This window comes from Brevundimonas alba (assembly GCF_011927945.1).
In the GTDB taxonomy this organism is placed as follows: Bacteria; Pseudomonadota; Alphaproteobacteria; order Caulobacterales; family Caulobacteraceae; genus Brevundimonas; species Brevundimonas alba.
The window spans coordinates 801,170-821,838 of the sequence record NZ_JAATJM010000001.1 but is presented as its reverse complement, the minus strand read 5'-3'; the positions used below and the strand labels follow the sequence as shown (position 1 = coordinate 821,838).

General features: G+C 69.4%; 21 protein-coding genes and 1 tRNA gene. 18 read left to right on the top strand and 4 right to left on the bottom strand.

From position 1 onward, the window contains the following. Positions 1–4: 4 nt before the first annotated feature. Complete coding sequence (locus tag GGQ87_RS04055; protein ID WP_168045413.1) at positions 5–1,003, bottom strand: NAD(P)H-dependent glycerol-3-phosphate dehydrogenase; 999 nt, start codon at positions 1,001–1,003, stop codon at positions 5–7. Positions 1,004–1,012: 9 nt separating this feature from the next. Next, positions 1,013–2,140 (bottom strand): tRNA (adenosine(37)-N6)-threonylcarbamoyltransferase complex transferase subunit TsaD, encoded by a 1,128-nt coding sequence (gene tsaD / locus GGQ87_RS04050; protein ID WP_168045412.1) that lies wholly within the window; start codon positions 2,138–2,140, stop codon positions 1,013–1,015. Positions 2,141–2,222: 82 nt separating this feature from the next. Here tsaD and hemC point away from each other — a divergent pair, with 82 nt between their 5' ends. The 6 genes from hemC (at position 2,223) to metK (ending at position 6,549) form a co-directional block, all read left to right on the top strand. Continuing rightward, positions 2,223–3,176, top strand: coding sequence for a hydroxymethylbilane synthase (hemC, locus tag GGQ87_RS04045; RefSeq protein WP_168045411.1), 954 nt, complete (start codon positions 2,223–2,225; stop codon positions 3,174–3,176). Then, entirely contained in the window at positions 3,173–3,847 is a 675-nt protein-coding gene (locus tag GGQ87_RS04040; RefSeq protein WP_168047301.1) for a uroporphyrinogen-III synthase, read from the top strand. Before hemC ends, GGQ87_RS04040 begins: the two co-directional genes overlap by 4 nt. A gap of 41 nt (positions 3,848–3,888) precedes the next feature. Then, positions 3,889–3,964 (top strand) — tRNA-Thr (locus tag GGQ87_RS04035). A 117-nt stretch (positions 3,965–4,081) separates the two neighbouring features. Further along, on the top strand, positions 4,082–4,729 hold the full coding sequence (locus tag GGQ87_RS04030; RefSeq protein ID WP_168045410.1) for a helix-turn-helix domain-containing protein: 648 nt from the start codon (positions 4,082–4,084) through the stop codon (positions 4,727–4,729). 71 nt (positions 4,730–4,800) lie between these two features. After that, the gene (locus tag GGQ87_RS04025) at positions 4,801–5,289 is read left to right on the top strand and encodes a hypothetical protein (RefSeq protein ID WP_168045409.1); all 489 of its coding nucleotides are present in this window, start codon (positions 4,801–4,803) and stop codon (positions 5,287–5,289) included. Between the two features lie 57 nt (positions 5,290–5,346). Continuing rightward, positions 5,347–6,549 carry a methionine adenosyltransferase gene (metK, locus tag GGQ87_RS04020; RefSeq protein WP_168045408.1) on the top strand — a complete coding sequence of 401 codons (1,203 nt, stop codon included), beginning with the start codon at positions 5,347–5,349 and terminating at the stop codon, positions 6,547–6,549. Here the strand turns inward: metK and GGQ87_RS04015 are convergent. Continuing rightward, entirely contained in the window at positions 6,546–6,788 is a 243-nt protein-coding gene (locus tag GGQ87_RS04015; protein ID WP_168045407.1) for a hypothetical protein, read from the bottom strand. The two genes, metK and GGQ87_RS04015, sit on opposite strands and share 4 nt — an antisense overlap. 88 nt (positions 6,789–6,876) lie before the next feature. Between GGQ87_RS04015 and trmB the strand changes: the two genes are divergently transcribed. Next, entirely contained in the window at positions 6,877–7,584 is a 708-nt protein-coding gene (gene trmB, locus GGQ87_RS04010) for a tRNA (guanosine(46)-N7)-methyltransferase TrmB (RefSeq protein WP_168045406.1), read from the top strand. A gap of 7 nt (positions 7,585–7,591) precedes the next feature. Here trmB and GGQ87_RS04005 read toward each other — a convergent pair whose 3' ends face one another. Then, entirely contained in the window at positions 7,592–8,080 is a 489-nt protein-coding gene (locus tag GGQ87_RS04005) for a protein-tyrosine phosphatase family protein (RefSeq protein ID WP_168045405.1), read from the bottom strand. A 186-nt stretch (positions 8,081–8,266) separates the two neighbouring features. On the opposite strand from GGQ87_RS04005, the gene rimP reads away from it, so the two are divergent. The 11 genes from rimP to pnp all read left to right on the top strand — a co-directional run bounded on the left by rimP (position 8,267) and on the right by pnp (position 20,665). After that, a complete protein-coding gene (gene rimP, locus GGQ87_RS04000) occupies positions 8,267–8,806 on the top strand; it encodes a ribosome maturation factor RimP (protein ID WP_168045404.1) in 540 nt (179 codons plus the stop codon). Between the two features lie 4 nt (positions 8,807–8,810). Beyond that, positions 8,811–10,559, top strand: coding sequence for a transcription termination factor NusA (gene nusA, locus GGQ87_RS03995; protein ID WP_168045403.1), 1,749 nt, complete (start codon positions 8,811–8,813; stop codon positions 10,557–10,559). A gap of 18 nt (positions 10,560–10,577) precedes the next feature. Further along, on the top strand, positions 10,578–11,246 hold the full coding sequence (locus GGQ87_RS03990; protein ID WP_168045402.1) for an RNA-binding protein: 669 nt from the start codon (positions 10,578–10,580) through the stop codon (positions 11,244–11,246). 79 nt (positions 11,247–11,325) lie between these two features. Further along, positions 11,326–14,337 carry a translation initiation factor IF-2 gene (infB, locus tag GGQ87_RS03985; protein WP_168045401.1) on the top strand — a complete coding sequence of 1,004 codons (3,012 nt, stop codon included), beginning with the start codon at positions 11,326–11,328 and terminating at the stop codon, positions 14,335–14,337. A 178-nt stretch (positions 14,338–14,515) separates the two neighbouring features. Further along, a complete protein-coding gene (locus GGQ87_RS03980; RefSeq protein WP_168045400.1) occupies positions 14,516–15,028 on the top strand; it encodes a hypothetical protein in 513 nt (170 codons plus the stop codon). Positions 15,029–15,067: 39 nt separating this feature from the next. Further along, a complete protein-coding gene (locus GGQ87_RS03975) occupies positions 15,068–15,742 on the top strand; it encodes a hypothetical protein (protein ID WP_168045399.1) in 675 nt (224 codons plus the stop codon). Then, entirely contained in the window at positions 15,739–16,458 is a 720-nt protein-coding gene (locus GGQ87_RS03970) for a DUF2459 domain-containing protein (protein ID WP_168045398.1), read from the top strand. The genes GGQ87_RS03975 and GGQ87_RS03970 overlap by 4 nt, the downstream gene beginning before the upstream one ends. A gap of 60 nt (positions 16,459–16,518) precedes the next feature. Next, complete coding sequence (gene rbfA / locus GGQ87_RS03965) at positions 16,519–16,962, top strand: 30S ribosome-binding factor RbfA (protein WP_168045397.1); 444 nt, start codon at positions 16,519–16,521, stop codon at positions 16,960–16,962. Further along, positions 16,962–17,894 (top strand): tRNA pseudouridine(55) synthase TruB, encoded by a 933-nt coding sequence (gene truB / locus GGQ87_RS03960; protein WP_168045396.1) that lies wholly within the window; start codon positions 16,962–16,964, stop codon positions 17,892–17,894. Before rbfA ends, truB begins: the two co-directional genes overlap by 1 nt. Positions 17,895–17,904: 10 nt before the next feature. Then, positions 17,905–18,174 carry a 30S ribosomal protein S15 gene (gene rpsO, locus GGQ87_RS03955; RefSeq protein ID WP_168045395.1) on the top strand — a complete coding sequence of 90 codons (270 nt, stop codon included), beginning with the start codon at positions 17,905–17,907 and terminating at the stop codon, positions 18,172–18,174. Positions 18,175–18,421: 247 nt separating this feature from the next. Continuing rightward, positions 18,422–20,665: a polyribonucleotide nucleotidyltransferase gene (gene pnp, locus GGQ87_RS03950; protein ID WP_168045394.1), complete on the top strand. Its 2,244-nt coding sequence runs from the start codon at positions 18,422–18,424 to the stop codon at positions 20,663–20,665. Positions 20,666–20,669: the final 4 nt, after the last annotated feature.

The following is a 20,669-nucleotide window of genomic DNA, read 5'->3' as shown; positions in this document are numbered from 1 at the left end:
AGCCTTAGTCCCGCTCGACCTTGAGGGGGCGCGACAGAAGGGCGTCGATGACTTCCTGCACCGTCGTCTCGCCGTTCAGCAGGGCGGCGACCGCGAGGGAGATGGGCATGTCGACGTCCATCTTGGCGGCCAGTTCGCGGACGGCGGGGGCGGACTCATAGCCCTCGGCCACCGAACGCTTGCCGGCCAGCGCCTGTTCAACCGTCTGGCCCTGCCCGAGGGCGAGGCCGAGGCTCATGTTGCGCGACTGGGGGCTGGAGCAGGTCAGGACCAGATCGCCGAGGCCGCACAGGCCGGCGACGGTCTCCGCCTGACCGCCGAGGGCGACGCCCATACGAGTCATCTCGGCGAAACCGCGGGTGATCAGGGCGGCGTGGGCGCTGCGGCCCAGACCCCGGCCCTCGGCCATGCCGCAGGCGATGGCGAGGACGTTCTTGATCGCTCCGCCGACCTCGGCCCCGACCAGATCGGTGGCGAGGTAGGGCCGGAAGGCGGGGGCGGACAGCGTCTCCATCAGGGCCTCGCCGAGGGCCTCGTCGGCGCAGGCGAGGGTGACGGCGCTGGGCAGGCCGCGGGCGACCTCGGCGGCGAAGCTGGGTCCGGAGAGGACGGCGGCGGGGGCGTTCGGCAGGGTCTCGGCCAGCACGTCGGTCATCAGCTTGAGCGAGCCGCGCTCGATACCCTTGGAGCACAGCACCACCGGCACGCCGGGGCGGTGGTGGGCGGCGAAGGCGTTCAGGGTCGAGCGCATGTGTTGCGCCGGCGGCACGGCGAGGATCACGTCGCAGGCGGCCAGATCGGCCAGTTCCGAGGTGACCCTGACGTGGTCGTCCAAGGTGATGCCCGGCAGGAAGGCCTCGTTGACGCGGCGCTCGCGGATGCTTTCGACCACGTCCGGCTCGCGCGCCTGCAGCAGGACGTCGAGCCCTGCCCAGCCCGCGACCTGGGCCAGGGCCGTGCCCCAGGCGCCCGCGCCGATCACTCCCGCCGTGCGAAATTCCATTCGGTATCCCTAAGCCTTGGCGCCCTTGCGGCCCGGCTTGTGGGCCGGATCGGCGAGCGCGCTCTTTTCATCCAGCGGCCAGCGCGGACGGGCGACGGCGTCGATGTCGGAGACCCAACCCTTCTGCAACCGTTCCGCTCCCGCCAGGGCGATCATCGCCGCGTTGTCGGTGCAATAGGCCATGGGCGGGGCGAGGAAGGCAAAGCCGTTCTTCGCGGCCGTCGCTTCGAGGGTCGATCGGACCGTCCTGTTGGCCGCGACGCCGCCCGCCACCACGAAGAGGCGGTGCTGATGCTGTTCCGCATAGGCCTTCATGGCCCGGTCGGAGCGGTCGCTGAGCTGGCGGGCGATGGCCGTCTGGACGCCGTCGGCGAGATCGGCGCGGTCCTGATCGGTCTCGCAGGTGTGGGCGAGGCGGGAGGCGGCGGTCTTGAGACCGGAGAAGGAGAAGTCGCAGTCCTTGCGGCCGAGCAGGGCGCGGGGCAGGTCGAAGCGGGCGCCGTCGCCGTTCTCCGCCAGCTTCTCCAGCGCAGGGCCGCCCGGATAGCCCAGGCCCAGCGCCTTGGCGACCTTGTCGAACGCCTCGCCCGCCGCATCGTCGATGGTGGTGCCCAGCCGGGTCATGTCGCCGATGCCGCGCACCTCGAGCAGCTGGCAATGGCCGCCTGAGACGAGCAGCAGCAGGAAGGGGTATTTGACCCTGGCGCCCAGCCGGGCCGAGACGGCGTGGCCCTCCAGATGGTTGACCGCCATCAGCGGCAGGTCGCGGGCCAGAGCCACCGCCTTGCCGAAGCTGAGACCGACCATGACGCCGCCGACGAGGCCGGGACCGGCGGTGGCGGCGACGCCGTCGAGACCGTCATAGTCGAGCGCGGCCTCGGCCATGGCGCGGCGGACGACTCCGTCGATCATCTCGACGTGGCTGCGGGCCGCGATCTCGGGCACGACGCCGCCGTAGGCCGCGTGGTCGTCGATCTGGCTGTGCACCACGGAGGACAGGACGGTTGCCGCGCCGTCGGGCGTCAGCCGCACCACCGAGGCGGCGGTCTCGTCGCAGCTGGTCTCGAGGCCGAGCACGGTCAGGTCGCGCGCGGTTGCCCGGCCCCCTTCGCTGCTATAGTCCGCGCCCAGGTTCATCCGGTCGAGGTAACGACCCCGACCCCCTGACGCAACGATTCTGGGCGCAACTCTCGGCGCAACTCTGGGCGCAACGACTCTCATGGCTCCTCTCGTCCGCATCGGCACGCGCCGCTCGAAACTGGCCCTGACCCAGTCGGGCATGATGCAGCGCGCCATCGGCCGGGCCCTCGGCGTGGCCGACGCCGATCTGGTCGAGGCCGTGCCTCTGGTCGAGATCGTCACGACGGGCGACCGGGTGCAGGACCGGCGGCTGATGGAGATTGGCGGCAAGGCGCTGTTCACCAAGGAGATCGAGGAGGCGCTGCAGGAGGGCCGCGTCGACGTGGCAGTGCATTCGATGAAGGACGTTCCGGCCGAGCAGCCGCACGGCCTTTGCATCGCCGCCGTGCCGCCACGCGAGGACGCGCGGGACGCCTTTGTCAGCGAGGCCTTCGGATCCTTTGGCGAGCTGCCGGCGGGGGCGCGGCTGGGCACGGCGTCGCTGCGGCGCCAGGCCCAGGCGCTGGCGCTGCGGCCGGACCTCAAGATCGAGATGCTGCGGGGGAATGTCGACACCCGCCTGAGGAAGCTGGCCGAGGGCGAGTTCGACGCGATCCTGCTGGCGGTGTCGGGACTGAACCGGCTGGGGTTCGAGGATGTGATCCGCGAGCGGCTGGCGCTGGACGACTTCCTGCCGGCGCCGGGTCAGGGGGCGCTGGCGCTGCAGACGCGGGCCGACGCCCGCGAGGCGACCTGGGTCGGGGCGCTGAATGATCCGGCGACCGCGCTGGCGGTGGCGGCGGAGCGCGGGGCCATGACGGCGCTGGAGGGCTCGTGCCGCACCGCCATCGGGGCCCATGCCGACATCGCCGGCGGCCGGCTGCGGCTGACGACCGAGATGCTGGCGCCCGACGGATCGGCCCGCTGGCGGCGGGTGGGAGAGATCGCCGCCGACATCGTTTCGGGCGATGCGGTGAACGAGGCTCGCGCCCTGGGCCTCCGGCTCGGCGCCGAGGTCCGCGACGCGGCGGGCGACCAGCGGGTCGACCTCTGAGCCCGATCCGGCGCGTCTGGGTCACTCGCGCCGAGCCCGGCGCCGCGCGCACCGCCGCCCGGCTGACGGCGTTGGGTCTCGAGCCGGTGGTCGCGCCGCTGCTGGCCATCCGTCCGATCCCGCAGGCGGCGCCCGATCTGACCGGGATCGCCGCGCTGGCCATCACCAGCCGCAACGGCGTCGAGGCCTTCGCCGTCCTCACGGAGGCCCGGGACCGGCCTGTGTTCACGGTCGGTGACGCCACGGCCGAGGCCGCGCGGGCGGCGGGCTTCGTTGAGGTGCGCTCGGCCGGCGGCGCGATTGATGATCTGGCGAGGCTGCTGGCCGAGGCGGCGCCCGGCGTCGTTCTGGCGCCCGGAGCGCTCGAGCCGGCGGGCGACCTGGCAGGACTGCTCGCGGGCCGTGTCGAGGTGCGGCGCCTGCCGGTCTATGAGGCCTTCGAGACCGGCGCTCCGGCGCCCGTCGGGTTCGACGCCGTGCTGATCCATTCGCCGCGGGCCGGGCGGGCGCTGGCGGCGCTGGGACCGTTCGCAGGTCAGCCCGCCATCGCGATTTCCGAGGCCGCCGCGGCGCCGCTGAGCGCCGCCTGCGGGCTGGATGTCCGGGTCGCCGTCCACCCCGATGAAGCGGCGCTGCTGCAGGCGCTTGGCAAGCCCGCCCCTCCCGTATAAAGAGCGCCTCTCGCGCGGGCAGAGCCGCCCGCCGCGCCAAGGCCGCTTTAGCTCAGCTGGTAGAGCATCGCATTCGTAATGCGGGGGTCAGGTGTTCGAGTCACCTAAGCGGCACCACTTCTTCTGACATTGGAAACACGACGACACGCCGCAAGGCGGAGCCGTTTCCTTGTGTCGGCTACTGGACGCCGACGTTCGCAGGACGTAGCTATTCCGGCTGTACCGGAGCGTAGAATGTCGCAGCGCCTCAGCGCCCGCCAGGAAGAATGTCTGAGGCTCACCGCTTTCCTGACCGACAAGGAAATCGCCGCGCGGCTGGGCCTGTCCGAGGCCACGGTCAAGAAACACGTGCACGAGGCCTGCCGCCGGCTGGGCGTGAACCGGCGCAAGGCGGCGCTGGCGCTGCTGGAACGAAACGTACCAGGGCCGAAAGACCCCATTGGCGCGGCCGGTCCGTCCGGTGCTGATGTCTCCGACGACACGGAGACAGTCCATGGCATTGACGAGTACGCCGCTTCCCCACTGGACGTGGGAGGATCTCGAAGCCGCGCTGGACGCGTTCAGCCCGCTGGGCGCGAACGATCCGGTGCGCAGCCATCTGATGCGGGGACTGGCGGACGACGCGCGGGAGGCGAGCCCGAGGGAGCTGCTGCAGCAGGTGCTGAGCGCGGGCTGGGTGATGGCGCAGGTGGGAGCGCAGAGCAGTATGCAGAGCGGCGCTTCGGCTACCGCCCTCCGCCCCGCGGCGGAATCTATCGCGTCCTGATTCTGTTGTTGGCGGTCGTGCTGGTGGCCGTGATGATCAAGGCGGTCGCCGATCTGATGGTCGCCTACACCGGACAGGCCAGCGAGATCGATCTGGCGATCAATCCCGACCTGTAGCCAGCCTTACAGGCTGCGCCGGGTCGGTCCTCTCGAACCCGGCGGAGGCGCGGCAGCGCGGAGATCCTGACATGACCCCGTTCCAGACAGCCGCCCTCGTAGCGACGTTGCTGACCCTGCTGATCGCATGGTTCAGGGGCGGTCATCCCGAGCGGTTCGGCGCCGCCGTGGTGCTGGTCTGGCTTGCCGCGCAGCTGCTCGCGGTCGCTGGCGTCATTCCGTTCCCGCTGACGCGGTTCGAGGTCGCCTATGTGCCGGTCTACGACACCCTGGTGGAGAGCGCCCTGCTCGCTGCATTCGTCTTCATGGCGATGAAGGGATCGCGCTGGTGGCCGTTCGCGGCGGCGGCGGTCATGGTGCTCGGCGTGTTGATTTACGTCGCACTGCCCTTCGTTCCGCATCTCCGGGGCCGTCCCCAAATCTCAGCGCATCTGGGGCTTGTGCTGGCGCTGGATCTCAGCCTGCTGGCGGGCGTGGGCGAGCGCTGGCTGGCCGGAGAACCGGCCGCGAGCCGGCTCGCGATCTGGCGATCGAGCGCTCAAGAACGCTCTGCGCCTTGAACATATAAACATATCTTTATATCTCTGGCGGCCGTTCCCGCGCCCCAGGAGTCCGCCTTGGCCCGATCGTCCTTCCTGTTCACCTCCGAAAGCGTTTCGGAAGGACACCCCGACAAGGTCGCCGACCGCATCTCCGACACGGTGGTCGACGCCTTTCTGGCGCAGGACCCGGAGGCGCGCGTCGCCTGCGAAACCCTGGTGACAACCCAGCGCATCGTGCTCGCCGGCGAGGTGCGGGCGACGCAGCCGGGGAACAGCAAGGAACAGAACGAAGCGTTCACCCAGGGCATCATCGACAGCCTCGAGCCGCTGGTCCGGGCCGCCGTGCGCGACATCGGCTACGAGCAGGAGGGCTTCCACTGGCGGACGGCGTCCTACGAGTGCCACCTGCACGCCCAGTCGGCGGACATCGCCGTCGGCGTCGACGCCTCGGGCAACAAGGACGAGGGCGCGGGCGATCAGGGCATCATGTTCGGCTACGCTTCGAACGAGACGCCGGAGCTGATGCCGGCGACCCTGGCCTACAGCCACCGTATCCTGAAGAAGCTGGCCGAGCTGCGCCACGGCGGTGAGACCCGCCTGGAGCCTGACGCCAAGAGCCAGGTCACCCTGCGCTACGAGAACGACCGCCCGGTCGCCGCGACCTCGATCGTGGTGTCGACCCAGCACGCCAAAGGCCTGTCGCAGGCCGAGATCGCCGAGGTGGTCAGGCCGGTGGTTACGTCGGTGCTGCCGGAGGGCTTCATCACCGACCAGACGGTCTGGCACATCAATCCGACGGGCGTGTTCGAGATCGGCGGCCCGGACGGCGACACCGGCCTGACCGGCCGCAAGATCATCGTCGACACCTATGGCGGCGCGGCTCCGCACGGCGGGGGCGCCTTCTCGGGCAAGGACCCGACCAAGGTCGACCGCTCGGCCGCCTACGCCTGCCGCTATCTGGCGAAGAACGTGGTCGCCGCCGGTCTCGCCGATCGCTGCACCATCCAGATCAGCTACGCCATCGGCGTCGCGGAGCCGCAGTCGATCCACGTCGACCTGCACCGCACCGGCAAGATCGACGAAGCGATTCTGGAGCAGAAGCTGCTGCGTCTGATCGGCGGCGCGACGCCGCGCGCCATCCGCGAGCATCTGGGGCTGAACCGGCCGATCTACGCCCGCACCGCCGCCTATGGCCATTTCGGCCGCGAGCCGGACGCGGACGGCGGCTTCTCGTGGGAGAAGACGGATCTGGTCGAGGCGCTGAAGGCGCTGGTCTAGTCGTCGGGCTCGCCGCTCTCGGGCGAGCCCTTCGGCGTTTCATCCTTCGCCTCCGCCACGTGCCGCTGCGGCGGATCGAGCGCGGCGCCGAAGCCGAGCAGCAGGGCCGCCATCATCTGCACGCCGCCGCCCTTGCGCTTCGAGGCCAGCCGTCCGCGACCGCCGGCCACGGCGACCGTCGCCCATATCACCAGTCCGACGAGACCGAGGCCCGCGGCCCAGCCGATGATGTCCGTCATGACGCGCTCCCGTGCTCTGGATCACATGGGGCCAGCGGAGCCGTTGTGAAGGACTCGCGCCTCGCGCCCGACCGCCTATAAGGCGCCCATGTCTTCCGACCCCGACGCTCCCTCGCCCCAGACCCGGGGCCCCCTCCGCTCGTTCGGCCGCATCAAGTCGCGGGCGCTGAAGCCGCGGCAGGCGGCGCTGTTCGACACCCTTCTGCCGGCCATCGCCGTGCCCGATCCGGCGGCCGGGCCGATCGATCCGCAGGCGATGATGCCGGAAGCCAAGGCTGTCTGGCTCGAGATCGGTTTCGGCGGCGGCGAGCATCTGGCCGAACAGGCGAGCCGCCATCCGGAGACGCTGATGATCGGCTGCGAGCCGTTTCTGAACGGCGTCGGCTCGGCCCTGCGTCACGTCGACGAGCGTGGGCTGAAGAACGTCCGCCTGCACGGCGACGACGCCCGCGACGTGATGGCGGCCCTGCCCGACGGGTCGCTGGACCGGGTAATGATCCTGTTCCCCGATCCCTGGCACAAGGCGCGGCACAACAAGCGGCGGCTGGTGCAGGACGAATTCGCCGCAGAGATCGTGCGCCTGCTGAAGCCGGGGGGCCGACTGCGGTTCGTCACCGACTGGAAGGACTATGCCGACTGGGCGCTGGAGCGGTTCGAGCGCACGCCCGGGCTGGAGTGGACCGCGGATCGCGCCGACGACTGGCGCGGGGCGCCGGCCGATCACGTGGTCACCCGCTATGAAGAGAAGAAGCTGGGCGACACCGCGCCGATCTTCCTCGACTTCGTAAGGGTCTAGATCGGGCCTAGACCTCGCCCGCCGCCAAGGCCTTGAGGAATTCGTACTGCTCGTCTGTCTCCGGCACCGGGCGTCCACGGGCGCGGCCGACGCGCAGGATCGCCTCGTCGACGTTCGTGCCCCCGGCGATCAGGGCGCTGATGGCCAGCGACGGAGCCCGGCCGAGGCCGGCGTGGCAGTGGACGACCAGCGCCTGACCGGCACGCAACCGCCGGTCCATGGCGTGGGCCACGCGGCGGTAGTGTTCGACATTGGCGGGCAGACCGTGGTCGGTGATGGGGAAGTTGTAGAAGCCGACCCCGTGCCGTTCGCAGACCGCGGCTTCGTCGGCGAGTCCGAACTTCGCCGCCTCCTCGGGCTCCAGCAGGCTGACGACGTGGTCGACCATGCCGTGGGCCAGTTTCGCGATCTGCCCATCCAGCGCTTCGCCGCCGTCGGGCTTGCGCGAGACGCCGAGACGACCGGGCGTATCGAGACCAATCCAGTACACTTTCATCGCGAACTGTTCTGGCGGGGTGCGAGAGTCTTGGCAATGCGTCCGGAGGTCCCCGCGACGTCAGGGGCTGACAAACCGGTTTCGCGGGTCTATATGCCGCCTCACATCGTTAGACCGGCGTCCGACGGCGCCGATTGAAGCGGCGGCCGGATGGCCCGCCGCTTTTGTTTTATTCCGGACCCGACCTTGAAGGCCAAGACCGTCGAAGACCGCGCTCTGCTGGAGCTGATCGAACCCGTGGCGGAGAGCCTGGGCCTCGACATCGTGCGCGTGCGCCTGATGGGCGGCACCCTGCGCCGGCGACTGCAGATCATGGCTGAGCGGCCATCCGATCACGACATCGCCGTCGAGGAATGCGCCCGTCTGAGCCGCGCCGTGTCGGAGGTGTTCGACGCCGCCGATCCGATCAACGGCGAATATCTGCTGGAGGTGTCGTCGCCCGGCGTCGACCGTCCGCTGACCCGCCAGTCGGACTTCGACCTGTTCGAGGGCTATGAGGCGCGTCTGGAAACCGATCGCATGATCGAGGGGCGGAAACGCTTCAAGGGAATGATCGCCGGAACCGACGGCGAGAACATCGCCATCGATCTGGACGGGGAGGAAGACACCGCCCTGATCCCGTTCGAATGGCTGGTCGACGCCAAGCTGGTGCTGACCGACGAACTGATGAAGGCGGGCGCCGAGAAGCGCGCCGCCCGTAACGATAACACTGAGACCGAGGACTAAGAGCATGGCTGTCGCCGGCGTTTCCGCGAACCGTCTTGAACTGCTGCAGATCGCCGATGCGGTCGCGCGCGAGAAGAACATCGACAAGGAGATCGTCGTCGAGGCGATCGAGGAGGCGATCCAGAAGGGCGCCAAGTCGCGCTACGGCGCCCACCACGACATCCGCGCCAAGATCGATATCAAGTCGGGCGAACTGGCCCTGACCCGTCACGTCACCATCGTCGAGGACGACTGGCAGCCGGAAGACGAACTGGAAGAGTTCAACGACAGCGCCATGGTGCGCCTGACGGACGCCTCCAAGCGCGATCCGGAAGCCGTCGTCGGCAAGGAATATATCGAAAACCTGCCGCCGTTCGAGTTCGGCCGGGTGCAGACCCAGATGGCTCGCCAGGTCGTCATGGGCAAGGTTCGCGACGCCGAGCGCGCCAACCAGTACGAAGAGTTCAAGGACCGCGTCGGCGAAATCGTCAACGGCACCGTCAAGCGCGTCGAATACGGCAACACCGTCGTCGATCTGGGCCGGGGCGAGGGCATCATGCGCCGCAACGACTCCATCCCGCGCGAAATCTTCAACATCGGCGACCGCATCCGCACCTACATCTACGACGTGCGTCCGGAAGCGAAGGGGCCGCAGGTCATGCTGTCGCGCTCGCACCCCGGCTTCATGGCCAAGCTGTTCGCCCAGGAAGTGCCCGAGGTCTATGACGGCGTGATCGAGATCCGCGCCGCCGCCCGCGATGCCGGCTCCCGCGCCAAGATGGCCGTGCTGTCCAACGACTCCTCGATCGATCCGGTCGGCGCCTGCGTCGGCATGCGCGGCTCGCGGGTTCAGGCGGTCGTCGCCGAACTGCAGGGCGAGAAGATCGACATCATCCAGTGGAACCCCGACGAGCCGACCTTCATCGTCAACGCCCTGGCGCCGGCCGAAGTGTCCAAGGTCGTGCTCGATGAAGAAGCCGATCGCGTCGAGGTGGTGGTGCCCGACGAACAGCTGTCGCTGGCCATCGGCCGCCGCGGCCAGAACGTCCGCCTCGCTTCGCAGCTGACCGGCTGGCAGATCGACATCATCACCGAGTCCCAGGACTCGGAGCGCCGCCAGCGCGAGTTCACCGAGCGCACCGCCCTGTTCCAGGAAGCGCTTGACGTCGACGAGGTTATCGCCCAGCTGCTGGTCACCGAAGGCTTCGCCACGGTCGAGGATCTGGCCTTCGTCGAGCCATACGAAATCTCGGACATCGAGGGCTTCGACGAGGAGACGGCGGAAGAACTGCAGGCCCGCGCCCGCGACTGGCTGGACCGTCAGGCCGCCATTCTGGACACCAAGCGCAAGGAGCTGGGCGTCGAGGACGGCGTGCTGGACGTGCCGGGCGTGACGCTTCAGATCGCCGTCGCCCTGGGCGAAGGCGGCGTGAAGACGGTCGAGGACCTGGCCGATCTGGCCACCGATGAAATCCGCGGCGGCTACGAGGTCAAGAACGGCGAACGGGTCAAGGTCCCGGGCGTGCTCGAGAGCTTCAACCTGGCGCAGGAAGATGCCGAGATGCTGATCCTGCAGGCCCGCGTCGCGGCCGGCTGGATCGACGCCTCGGAACTGCCGCAGCCCGAGCCGGAACCGGAATACGAGGACGAGGGCGAATACGACGCCGACGCCGTCTTCGCGCCGGCTGAAGGCGAAGGCGACGAAGCGGCGGCGCCGGAAGGCGACGAAGACGAGGTCCTCGCCGAGGACTCCGATCAGCCCGAAAACGCGTGATGGGAGACCGGGCCCTCCATGAGTCTGCGCGAAGCGACGATCGATAGGGAGCGCCGGGACCTGGTGACGCACCAGGTCATGGACGAGTCTCGCCTGATCCGCTTCGTCGCCGCTCCGGACGGCTCGGTCGCTCCCGATCTGGCGCGCAAGCTGCCGGGCCGTGGCCTGTGGGTCGCGGCCGACCGCGCCTCCGTCGAGGCGGCGGTGAAGAAGAACCTGTTCTCGCGCGCTGCCAAGGCTCAGCTGAAGCCGGCGGCGGATCTGCCCGATCTGGTCGAAAGCCTGCTTTTCCGGCGCTGTCTGGACCAGTTGGGGCTTGCCCGGCGCGAGGGCGTTCTTATCTCTGGCTTCGAGAAATCCGTGGCCAATGTGCGGTCGGGGAAGGCCGCGTGGATCATCGAGGCGGCGGACGGATCCGCCGACGGTCGCGGCAAGCTGCTTTCGCTCGCGAAACACATGACGCCGCCCCCGAAAGTCTGCGGCGCCTTCACGGCGGACGATTTGAGTTTGGCCCTCGGGCTGGAAAATGCGATACACGCCGTCCTGCTTGAGGGCGGGCGGGCCGATCGCTGGACCTTCGAGGTCGAACGACTGGCGGGATTTCGACCGCTTCTGCCCCCGGAGTGGGGTGCGAGGCCGGCTGAGGACCCGGACAAGGATTTGAGCGGGCGGGGTTCTGCTTCCTGAGGGAGCGGGGCGACGCACGGCTTTTTGTGTTTGAACGAGACGATGGCGGATATCCCGCCGTCCCGAGTAAAGCGACCGGATGACTGACGAGAACGACAAGACCAACGACGGCCAGCAGACCCCGACCGGGACTCCGTCCCAGACGGGACCGCGCGCGCCCCTGAGCCTGAAGCCCCGGCAGGCGGGGTCGGTTTCGACCGGCACTGTGCGCCAGAGCTTCAGCCACGGCCGCACCAAGACCGTGGTGGTCGAGACCAAGCGCCGCGTCGGCGCGGTCCCCGGGCATCAGCGCCCGCAGGGCTTCGACGTCGCACGTCCGAAGACCGAGGCGCCCGCTGCCCAGGCCCCGCGTCCGGCCGCGCCCTCGCGTGAAGCCGGCGGTCTGTCGGCGTCCGAGCAGGAGGCCCGCCGCCGCGCCATCGAACTGGCCACCCGCCAGCAGGCTGAACGCGAAGCCGCCGCCGCCGCCGAACGCGCCCGCCGCGACGCCGCCGCGCGCGAACAGGCCGCCGCCGCCGACAAGGCCGCCAGCGCGGCCCAGGCTGAAGCCGCCGCCGCCCGCGCCGCCGCTGAGGCCGCTCGCGCCGAGGCCGCCAAGCTGACCGCCGCCGCTCCGGCCAAGGCGCCCGCGAAAGCCGCCGCACCGGCCCCTGCGCCGGCCAAGGCTCCCGAACCGACCCCGACGCCGGCCCCCGCACCTGCGCCGACCGAGGCCGCCGCGCCCGCGGCTCCGGCCCGTCCGGCTCCGCCGGCTCGCCCGGTGGTCAATTTCGGCCAACGTGCGCCCAAGCCGGGCAATCCCGGCCGTGCTCCCGCCGAGCGCCCCGCCTTCGGCGGCCGTTCGGCCCGCGAAGCCGCCATGGGCGGCGGCGAGCGCAACTACGCCGAACGCCCGCAGGCTCCGGCCCGTCCGCAGGGCGGCGCCGCTCGTCCGGCCGAACCGGTCCGTTATTCGGCCCTCAATCCGCGTCCCGCCCCCGGCGCCGCCCGTCCGGGTGGTCCGCGCACCGGCCCCGGCGGCCGTCCGGCCCCGAACGCTCCGCCCGCGACGCCAGACGTCGCCCGCCCTGTCCGCGCCGGCTTCGGCCGTCCCGCGGGTTCGAAGGCCGAGGAGGATCGCGACAAGCGCTTCTCGGACGCCGGTCCGGGCAAGGCCGTCAGCCGCACGCGCGGCGAGCCGAAGCGCCGCGAAGGCCGTCTGACCATTCAGGCCGTGGCCGGTGGCGACGAGGACGCCGCCGAACGGATGCGCTCGCTCGCCTCGGTCCGCCGGGCGCGTGAACGCGAGAAGGAAAAGCGCAAGGGCGGCTCGACCGACGCGCCGAACCGTCCGCGCGAGGTCGTCATTCCCGACGTCATCACCGTGCAGGAACTGTCCAACCGGATGGCCGTGCGCGGCGTCGACATCATCAAATTCCTGATGCGTCAGGGCCTGATGATGAAGATCAACGACGTCATCGACACCGATACGGCCGAACTGGTCGCCGACGAGTTCGGCATGGCCGTGAAGCGCGTGTCGGAATCCGACATCGAAACGGGCTTCCTGTCCGACGCCATCGACGACGAGGCGGTCACGCCCCGCGCGCCGGTGGTGGCGATCATGGGCCACGTTGACCACGGCAAGACCTCGCTGCTCGACGCGCTTCGCACCACGGACGTGGCGGCGGGCGAGGCCGGCGGCATCACCCAGCACATCGGCGCCTATCAGGTGCGTCTGGAAGACGGCCAGCGGGTCACCTTCCTCGACACCCCGGGCCACGCCGCCTTCTCGGCGATGCGCGCCCGCGGCGCCAATGTGACGGACATCGTGGTTCTGGTCGTGGCCGCCGACGACGGCGTCATGCCCCAGACCATCGAGGCCATCCAGCACGCCAAGGCGGCCAACGCCCCGATCATCGTGGCGGTCAACAAGGTCGACAAGCCGGGCGCCAATCCGCAGAAGGTCGTCAACGAGCTGCTGCAGTACGAAGTCATCGCCGAAAGCCTCGGTGGTGAGACCCAGATCATCGAGGTGTCCGCCAAGGAGCGGACCAACCTCAGCGGTCTGATCGACGGCATCCTGCTGCAGGCCGAGGTCATGGACCTCAAGGCCGACCCGGAACGCTCCTCGGAAGGCGTGGTGATCGAGGCCAAGCTGGACAAGGGCCGCGGCCCGGTCGCCACCGTCCTGGTCAAGCGCGGCACCCTGAAGCGCGGCGACATCGTCGTGGCCGGCTCCGCCTGGGGCAAGGTCCGCGCCCTGCTGAACGAGCGCAACGAACAGCTGACCGAAGCCGGTCCGTCGGTTCCGGTCGAGATCCTCGGCCTGGACGAGGCGCCGAGCCCCGGCGAGCCGTTCGCCGTAGTCGAGAGCGAGGCCCGCGCCCGCGAGCTGACCGAGTACCGCGCCCGCGTGAAGCGCGAGAAGGCCACCGGCGGCGTCAACCAGGTCTCGCTGGTCGACATGATGTCGAAGCTGCAGTCGAAGAAGGTCTCGGAACTGCCCGTGCTCATCAAGGCCGATGTGCAGGGTTCTGCCGAAGCCATCGTCGGCTCGCTGGAGAAGATGGGCAACGAAGAGGTCCGCGCGCGCACCGTCATGTCGGGCGCCGGCGGCATCACCGAGAGCGACGTGCAACTGGCCAAGTCGGCCGGGGCGCCGATCCTCGGCTTCAACGTCCGCGCCTCGAAACAGGCCCGCGATCTCGCCGAGCGCGAGGGCGTGGAGATCCGCTACTATTCGATCATCTACGACCTGCTCGACGACATGAAGGGCGTGCTCTCGGGCATGCTGGCGCCGCTGCAGCGCGAAACCTTCCTCGGCAACGCAGCCGTGCTGCAGGTCTTCGACATCTCCAAGACCGGCAAGATCGCCGGCTGCCGGGTGTCCGAGGGCGTGGTCCGCAAGGGCGCCAAGGTCCGCATCATCCGCGACGATGTTGTGGTGCTGGAACTCGGCACCCTCACGACGCTCAAGCGCTTCAAGGACGAGGTCAACGAGGTTCCGTCGGGCCAGGAATGCGGCATGCATTTCCAGGGCTTCCAGGACATCAAGGCCGGCGATTACATCGAGTGCTTCACGGTCGAAGAGATCAAACGCACGCTGGACTAGTTTTCCTCCCCGCTCCGCGGGGAGGGGGACCACGAAGTGGTGGAGGGGTTCTCGGACGCGCAACGGTCGTGGTCGGGAACCAGCCCCTCCGTCTCGCCGCTTCGCGCCGATCCACCTCCCCATGATATGGGGAGGAAAAGCGCCGCCGTTTCGCCTTATGCATCGCGGATGAAGTGACATGCGCAGCCTCGTGATCGCCGTCCTCGCCATCGTTTCCGTCGCCGGTCCGGCCACGGCCGAGACCCGCTACCTCGCGTATGATGCCTCCGACCGGGTGACGCAGGCCCTGACGCGCGGCGTGACGCTCGAGGCCGACCGCGGCCTGTTCGGCGCCATCAGCGTCCGGCGCATCATCTCCACCTCGCAGCGCGGCGCGGCCGACATCCGGCGCGGCGGTCCCGACGCCGTGCGGCGCGTCCTGCCGACTGGTTCGACCGAAACCTCCATCTACGCCATCGCGCCGGAAGGCGACGGCCGCGGACTGACGCGCGCCCTCTGCCCCGCGGCCGAAGAGGCCTGGCTGGTGCTGGGCCGCGTCCGCCTCGGCCGGCCCCTGACGCTCCATGCCGTCGGCCGCTGGCCGGACGGCGCCTACCGCCACTGCGTGCAGCTGTCCTATTCGTGGCGCGGCGAGTGGTCGATGCCGCCGGCGCCGACCCTCGACGACAGCGGCGCCCCTGTGGGGCGATAGGCGTTCACCTCGCCGCCGACCCTCGCTAGGGTTGCGGACATGACCGCCGCCACGGCCAGACCCCAGACCGCGCTGAAACGCCTCGCCGGCGTGCTCGCCTTCGTCTGCCTGGTGCTGTTCCTGCTGGCCATCGAGCAAAAGCAGACCGTCGCCGCCTGGGAGGCCGTCCGCTACGAGGCCGTGCCCGCCGCCAGACGCGTCGCCGACTGGGCCGGCCGCCTCCCGTCCGGCGCGGCGGATGGTTTCCAGGGCCTCAAGGCGGCCGTGAAGGGCGCCGGCGGTCCGCTCGCCGCCACCCCCGGCTCGACCGCCATATTGAGTGGCGAATATGGCCCGGCGGACGCCGACACGCGTGAGGCCGCCGGTTCCCTGACCATGGTCCGCGCCGAGCTGCGGTTCGAGACGGGCGACACGCTGCGCACCCGGCCCCTGCGCATCGCCTTCGGCCGCGAGTCCTTTGCGCCCGGCCAGACTTTCGCTGCCCGGTTGAACGCCCCCGCCGACGCCCAGGTCGAGCTGCGGGCCGTGGTCCCGCCCGCCCGGGGACAGGCCGCCCCGCCGCTGAAACTCTGCGGCGGCGAGCCTGCCGGGGTTGTTGCCCTGCTGCATCGGGGGTCGCGCGTGGATGTGATGCTGTTCCGGCCCGGCTTCGTCATCGGCGGCGAGACGCCGCCCGCGGCCCTGTGCGGGGCCTGGACCTTCGAGGCCCGATGAAGCCGATCCGCCGCCGCAGGGAGCGCACCGGGCTGCGCCTGTTCATCGCCGCCGCCTTGGTGGGGGCCGTCGCCGCCGTATGGACGTGGACCCTGCCCGGCGACGCCGTCCGCTGGCAGGCCGCCGACGGGGCGCAGGCGGTCGAACTGCACCTGCTCGACAACGGCTTCCACACCGACCTGGCCGTGCCCCGCGCCGCGATCGAGGCCCGCCCCGGGCCGCTGGCCGACGCGGTTCGTCAGCTTGCGCCCGGCGACTGGATACTGATCGGCTGGGGCGACGCCAGATTCTATGTCGACCAGAGCCCGATCGAGAGCCGGCTGCCGGACGGGGCGCGCGCCTTCTTCCGGCCCGGCAACCCCTCGGTGATCATGCTCGACCCGGCCCAGCGCGATCCCCGCGCCGCCTTCGCCGAGGAGGGCCGCCGCACCTTCCGCCTGACGCCCGCCGGGTTCGAGGCGCTCGCCGCCCACATCGAGGCGTCGCTGGATGTCTCCTCCGGAGCTCCGCGCATCGCCGCCGCGCGGGAGGGCGACGACGCCCGGTTCTTCGCCAGCCGCGAAACCTTCTCGGTCGCCCACCTGTGCAATCACTGGACGGCGGGCGGGCTGAACGCCGCCGGCCTTCCCGTGCGCCCGTTCCGGTCCATCGTCTCGGCGGAGCTGCTGGCGGCGATCGACCGGGCGGAACTGGACACCGCAGGCCCCGAAGCCTAGACCCCGCCTCTTCGCTTTTTCGAGCCGGGTCCGAGCCCCGGCGGGCGACGAGGACACGAGATGAGCAGCCGCAAACCCAATCCCAAGGCCGGGACCGTCAGCCAGCGCCAGCTGCGGGCGTCCGAGATGATCCGCCATGCCCTTGTCGAGGTCATGCGCGAGAACGAGATCCGCGACGAGGCCCTGGTCGGCGTTTCGATCACGGTCACCGAGGTGCGGCTCTCGCCGGACCTGAAACACGCCACCTGTTTCGTCGAGCCCCTGGGGGCGGGTGTCGACACCGCGCCGGTCGCCGGCCAGGTCGACGGCATCGTCAAGGCGCTGAACGCTCACGCCAAATTCCTGCGCGGGGCGCTGGGTCGCCACATCGACATGCGTTTCACCCCCGACCTGCGCTTCCGTCACGACGAGAGCTTCGCGGCCGCCGAACGGCTCAACCGCCTGCTCGACGATCCGCGGGTGCAGGCGGACATCGTCCGGCCCGACACCGACGAAGACGACTGATGGGCCGCCGCAAGAAGGGCGACGTGGTCAACGGCTGGGTTTGCCTCGACAAGCCGCTGGAGATGGGTTCGACGGACGCGGTCTCGAAGATTCGCCGCCTGTTCAACGCCCAGAAGGCCGGTCACGCCGGGACGCTGGATCCGCTAGCCTCGGGCATCCTGCCCATCGCGCTCGGCGAGGCGACCAAGACGGTGCCCTTCATGATGGAGGCGCAGAAGGTCTATCGCTTCACCGTCAACTGGGGGATTTCGACGGACAGCCTCGATCGCGAAGGCGAGATCGTCGGCCGGTCGGACGTGCGCCCCTCCGTCGAGGCGGTGCGCGCGGCGCTTCCGGTCTTCGTGGGCGAGATCGATCAGGTCCCGCCGCAGTTCTCCGCCATCAAGGTCGACGGCCAGCGGGCCTATGACCTGGCCCGCGACGGCGCCGAGTTCGAGCTGGCCTCCCGCCGGGTGACGATCCACGAGGCGGGGGTGACCAGTGCGCCGGATGCGGACCACGTCGAGATCACCATTCGCACCGGCAAGGGCGTCTATGTCCGGTCGCTGGCCCGCGATCTGGCGGCGGCGCTGGGGGCCGACGGGCATGTTTCGGCCCTGCGGCGCGAGCGGGTCGGGCCGTTCTCGACGGAAAACGCCGTATCGCTGGATTTCCTGACCGATCTGGTGCATAGGGACGCCGCCTCGGAAGGCTTGCTTCCCGTCGCGACCGCCCTGGACGACATCCCGGAGCTGGCCGTGACGGATCAAGACGCCTTCTCGCTTCGGCAGGGACGGCCGATCGTTCTGCTCCCCAGACAGGTCGAAACGCTCAAGAGCCGCCTTCGGGAGGGCTCCAGAACCGTTTCAGCCTTTCAGGGCCAGACCCTCGTCGCTCTCGGTCAGTTGCGGGCCGGCCGGCTAGAACCCGACCGCGTATTTAACCTCCAGTAGGAGCTACCCGATGTCGATTACTGCTGAACGCAAGCACGAAGTCATCGCCGACAACGCCCGCAGCGAAGCGGACACCGGTTCGGCCGAGGTCCAGGTCGCGATCCTCTCGGAACGCATCGCCAACCTCACCGAGCACTTCAAGACGCACAAGAAGGACAACCACTCGCGCCGCGGCCTGCTCAAGATGGTCTCGCAGCGTCGTCGCCTTCTTGACCACCTGTCGAAGGTCGATCGCGAGCGCTACACCGCGCTGATCACCAAGCTGAACCTGCGCCGCTAAGGCGAAGGGGACGAGCGGATAGAGATTTCGAGGCGCGGGCCATGTCCGCGCCTCGTTCCGCATCCAGAACGACCTGTGCGCCGCGGGATTATCCGGCGCAGTACGCGAGGGCCACACCGGTCCTCTTTGCTTCCCGGGCGGGCCGCGATGGCGCGGACGTCCATGGACCGAAGGACTGAACGCCCGACGCTCCACCCACTGATGGGACCCCGCGCGGAATCCGCCCGCGGGATACGAAAGACGAAACATGTTCGATATCAAACGCAAGACGATCGAGTGGGCCGGGCGCCCGCTGACGCTGGAAACGGGCCGCATCGCCCGTCAGGCCGACGGCGCCGTGCTGGCGACCTACGGCGAGACCGTGGTTCTGGCCACCGTCGTCTACGGCCGCGCGCCCAAGCCGGGCCTGGATTTCTTCCCGCTGACCGTCAACTACCAGGAAAAGACCTTCGCCGCCGGCAAGATCCCGGGTGGCTATTTCAAGCGTGAAGGCCGTCCGACCGAGAAGGAGACGCTGGTCTCCCGCCTGATCGACCGTCCGATCCGCCCGCTGTTCGTCAAGGGCTTCAAGAACGAGACCCAGGTCGTCGTCACGGTCCTCCAGCACGACATGGAGAACGACCCGGACGTGCTGGGCATGATCGCCGCCTCGGCCGCCCTGACCATCTCGGGCGTCCCCTTCATGGGCCCGATCGGCTCGGCCCGCGTCGGCTACATCGACGGCGAGTTCGTGCTGAACCCGACCCTCGACCAGATGCCTGACAGCCAGCTCGACCTCGTCGTCGCCGGCACCCAGGACGCCCTGATGATGGTCGAATCCGAAGCCAAGGAGCTTTCGGAAGAAATCATGCTGAATGCCCTGATGTTCGCGCATCGCGGCATGCAGCCGGTGATCGACGCGATCATCGACCTGGCCGAGCACGCCGCCAAGGAGCCCTTCGACTTCCAGGCCGACGACGTCTCCGACATCGTCGCCTCGATCCAGTCGCTGGTCGGCGAGGACATCAAGGCCGCCTACACCCACGTCGGCAAATACGACCGCCGCTCGGGCGTCGACACGGCCAAGAAGGCCGCCGCCGCCAAGCTGGTGAAGACCGACGAGAACCCGGACGGCGTCGACGCTTCCAAATTCGCCACGGCGTTCAAGGAATGCGAAGCCCACGTCCTGCGTCGCGACATCATTGACAACGGTCACCGCGTCGACGGCCGCGCCCTCGACAAGGTCCGGGCCATCGTCTCGGAAGTCGGCGTCTTCCCGCGCACCCACGGCTCGGCCCTGTTCACCCGCGGTGAGACCCAGGCCATCGTCGTCGCCACGCTCGGCACCGGCGAGGACGAGCAGTACGTCGACGCCCTGAGCGGGACGTACAAGGAGAAGTTCCTGCTCCACTACAACTTCCCTCCCTATTCGGTCGGCGAGACCGGACGTATGGGCGGCGCGGGCCGTCGGGAAATCGGTCACGGCAAGCTGGCCTGGCGGGCGATCCGTCCGATGCTGCCGTCGTCGGAAGAATTCCCCTACACCATCCGTCTGGTGTCGGAGATCACCGAGTCCAACGGCTCCTCGTCGATGGCCACGGTCTGCGGTTCGTCGCTGGCCCTGATGGACGCCGGCGTGCCGCTGAAGCGTCCGGTCTCCGGCATCGCCATGGGCCTGATCCTCGAGCCCTCGGGCGAGTTCGCCATCCTGTCCGACATCCTGGGTGACGAAGATCACCTCGGCGACATGGACTTCAAGGTGGCCGGCACGCGCGAAGGCATCACCTCGCTGCAGATGGACATCAAGGTCGCGGGCATCACCGAAGAGATCATGCGCAAGGCGATCGCCCAGGCTTCGGCCGGCCGCCTGCACATCCTCGACGAGATGGACAAGGCCATCGACGGCGCCCGCACCGAGCTGGGCGAGTTCGCTCCGAAGATCGAGCAGATCAAGGTTCCGACCGACAAGATCCGCGACATCATCGGCACGGGCGGCAAGATCATCCGCGAGATCGTCGAAAAGACCGGCGCCAAGATCAACATCGAGGACGACGGCACGGTGAAGATCGCCGCCTCCGAGCAAGAGAAGATCGACGCCGCCAAGAACTGGATCTCGTCGATCGTGTCTGAGCCCGAGCCCGGCATGATCTACTCCGGCAAGGTCGTGAAGGTCGTCGACTTCGGCGCCTTCGTGAACTTCTTCGGCGCCAAGGACGGCCTCGTCCACGTGTCGCAGATCTCGATGGAACGCGTCGCCAACCCCGCCGACGTCCTGACCGAAGGTCAGGAAGTGAAGGTGAAATTCCTGGGCATGGACGATCGCGGCAAGACCAAGCTGTCGATGAAGGTCGTCGATCAGGAAACCGGCGAGGACCTGACCGACAAGATCAACGCCGAGCGCGCCGAGCGTGGCGAAGCGCCGATGTCGGAAGACACCGGCGGCCGTCCCAAGCGCGAAGGTGGCGATCGTGATCGCGGCGGCGACCGCGGCCGCGGCCGTCGTCGGGACTAATCTC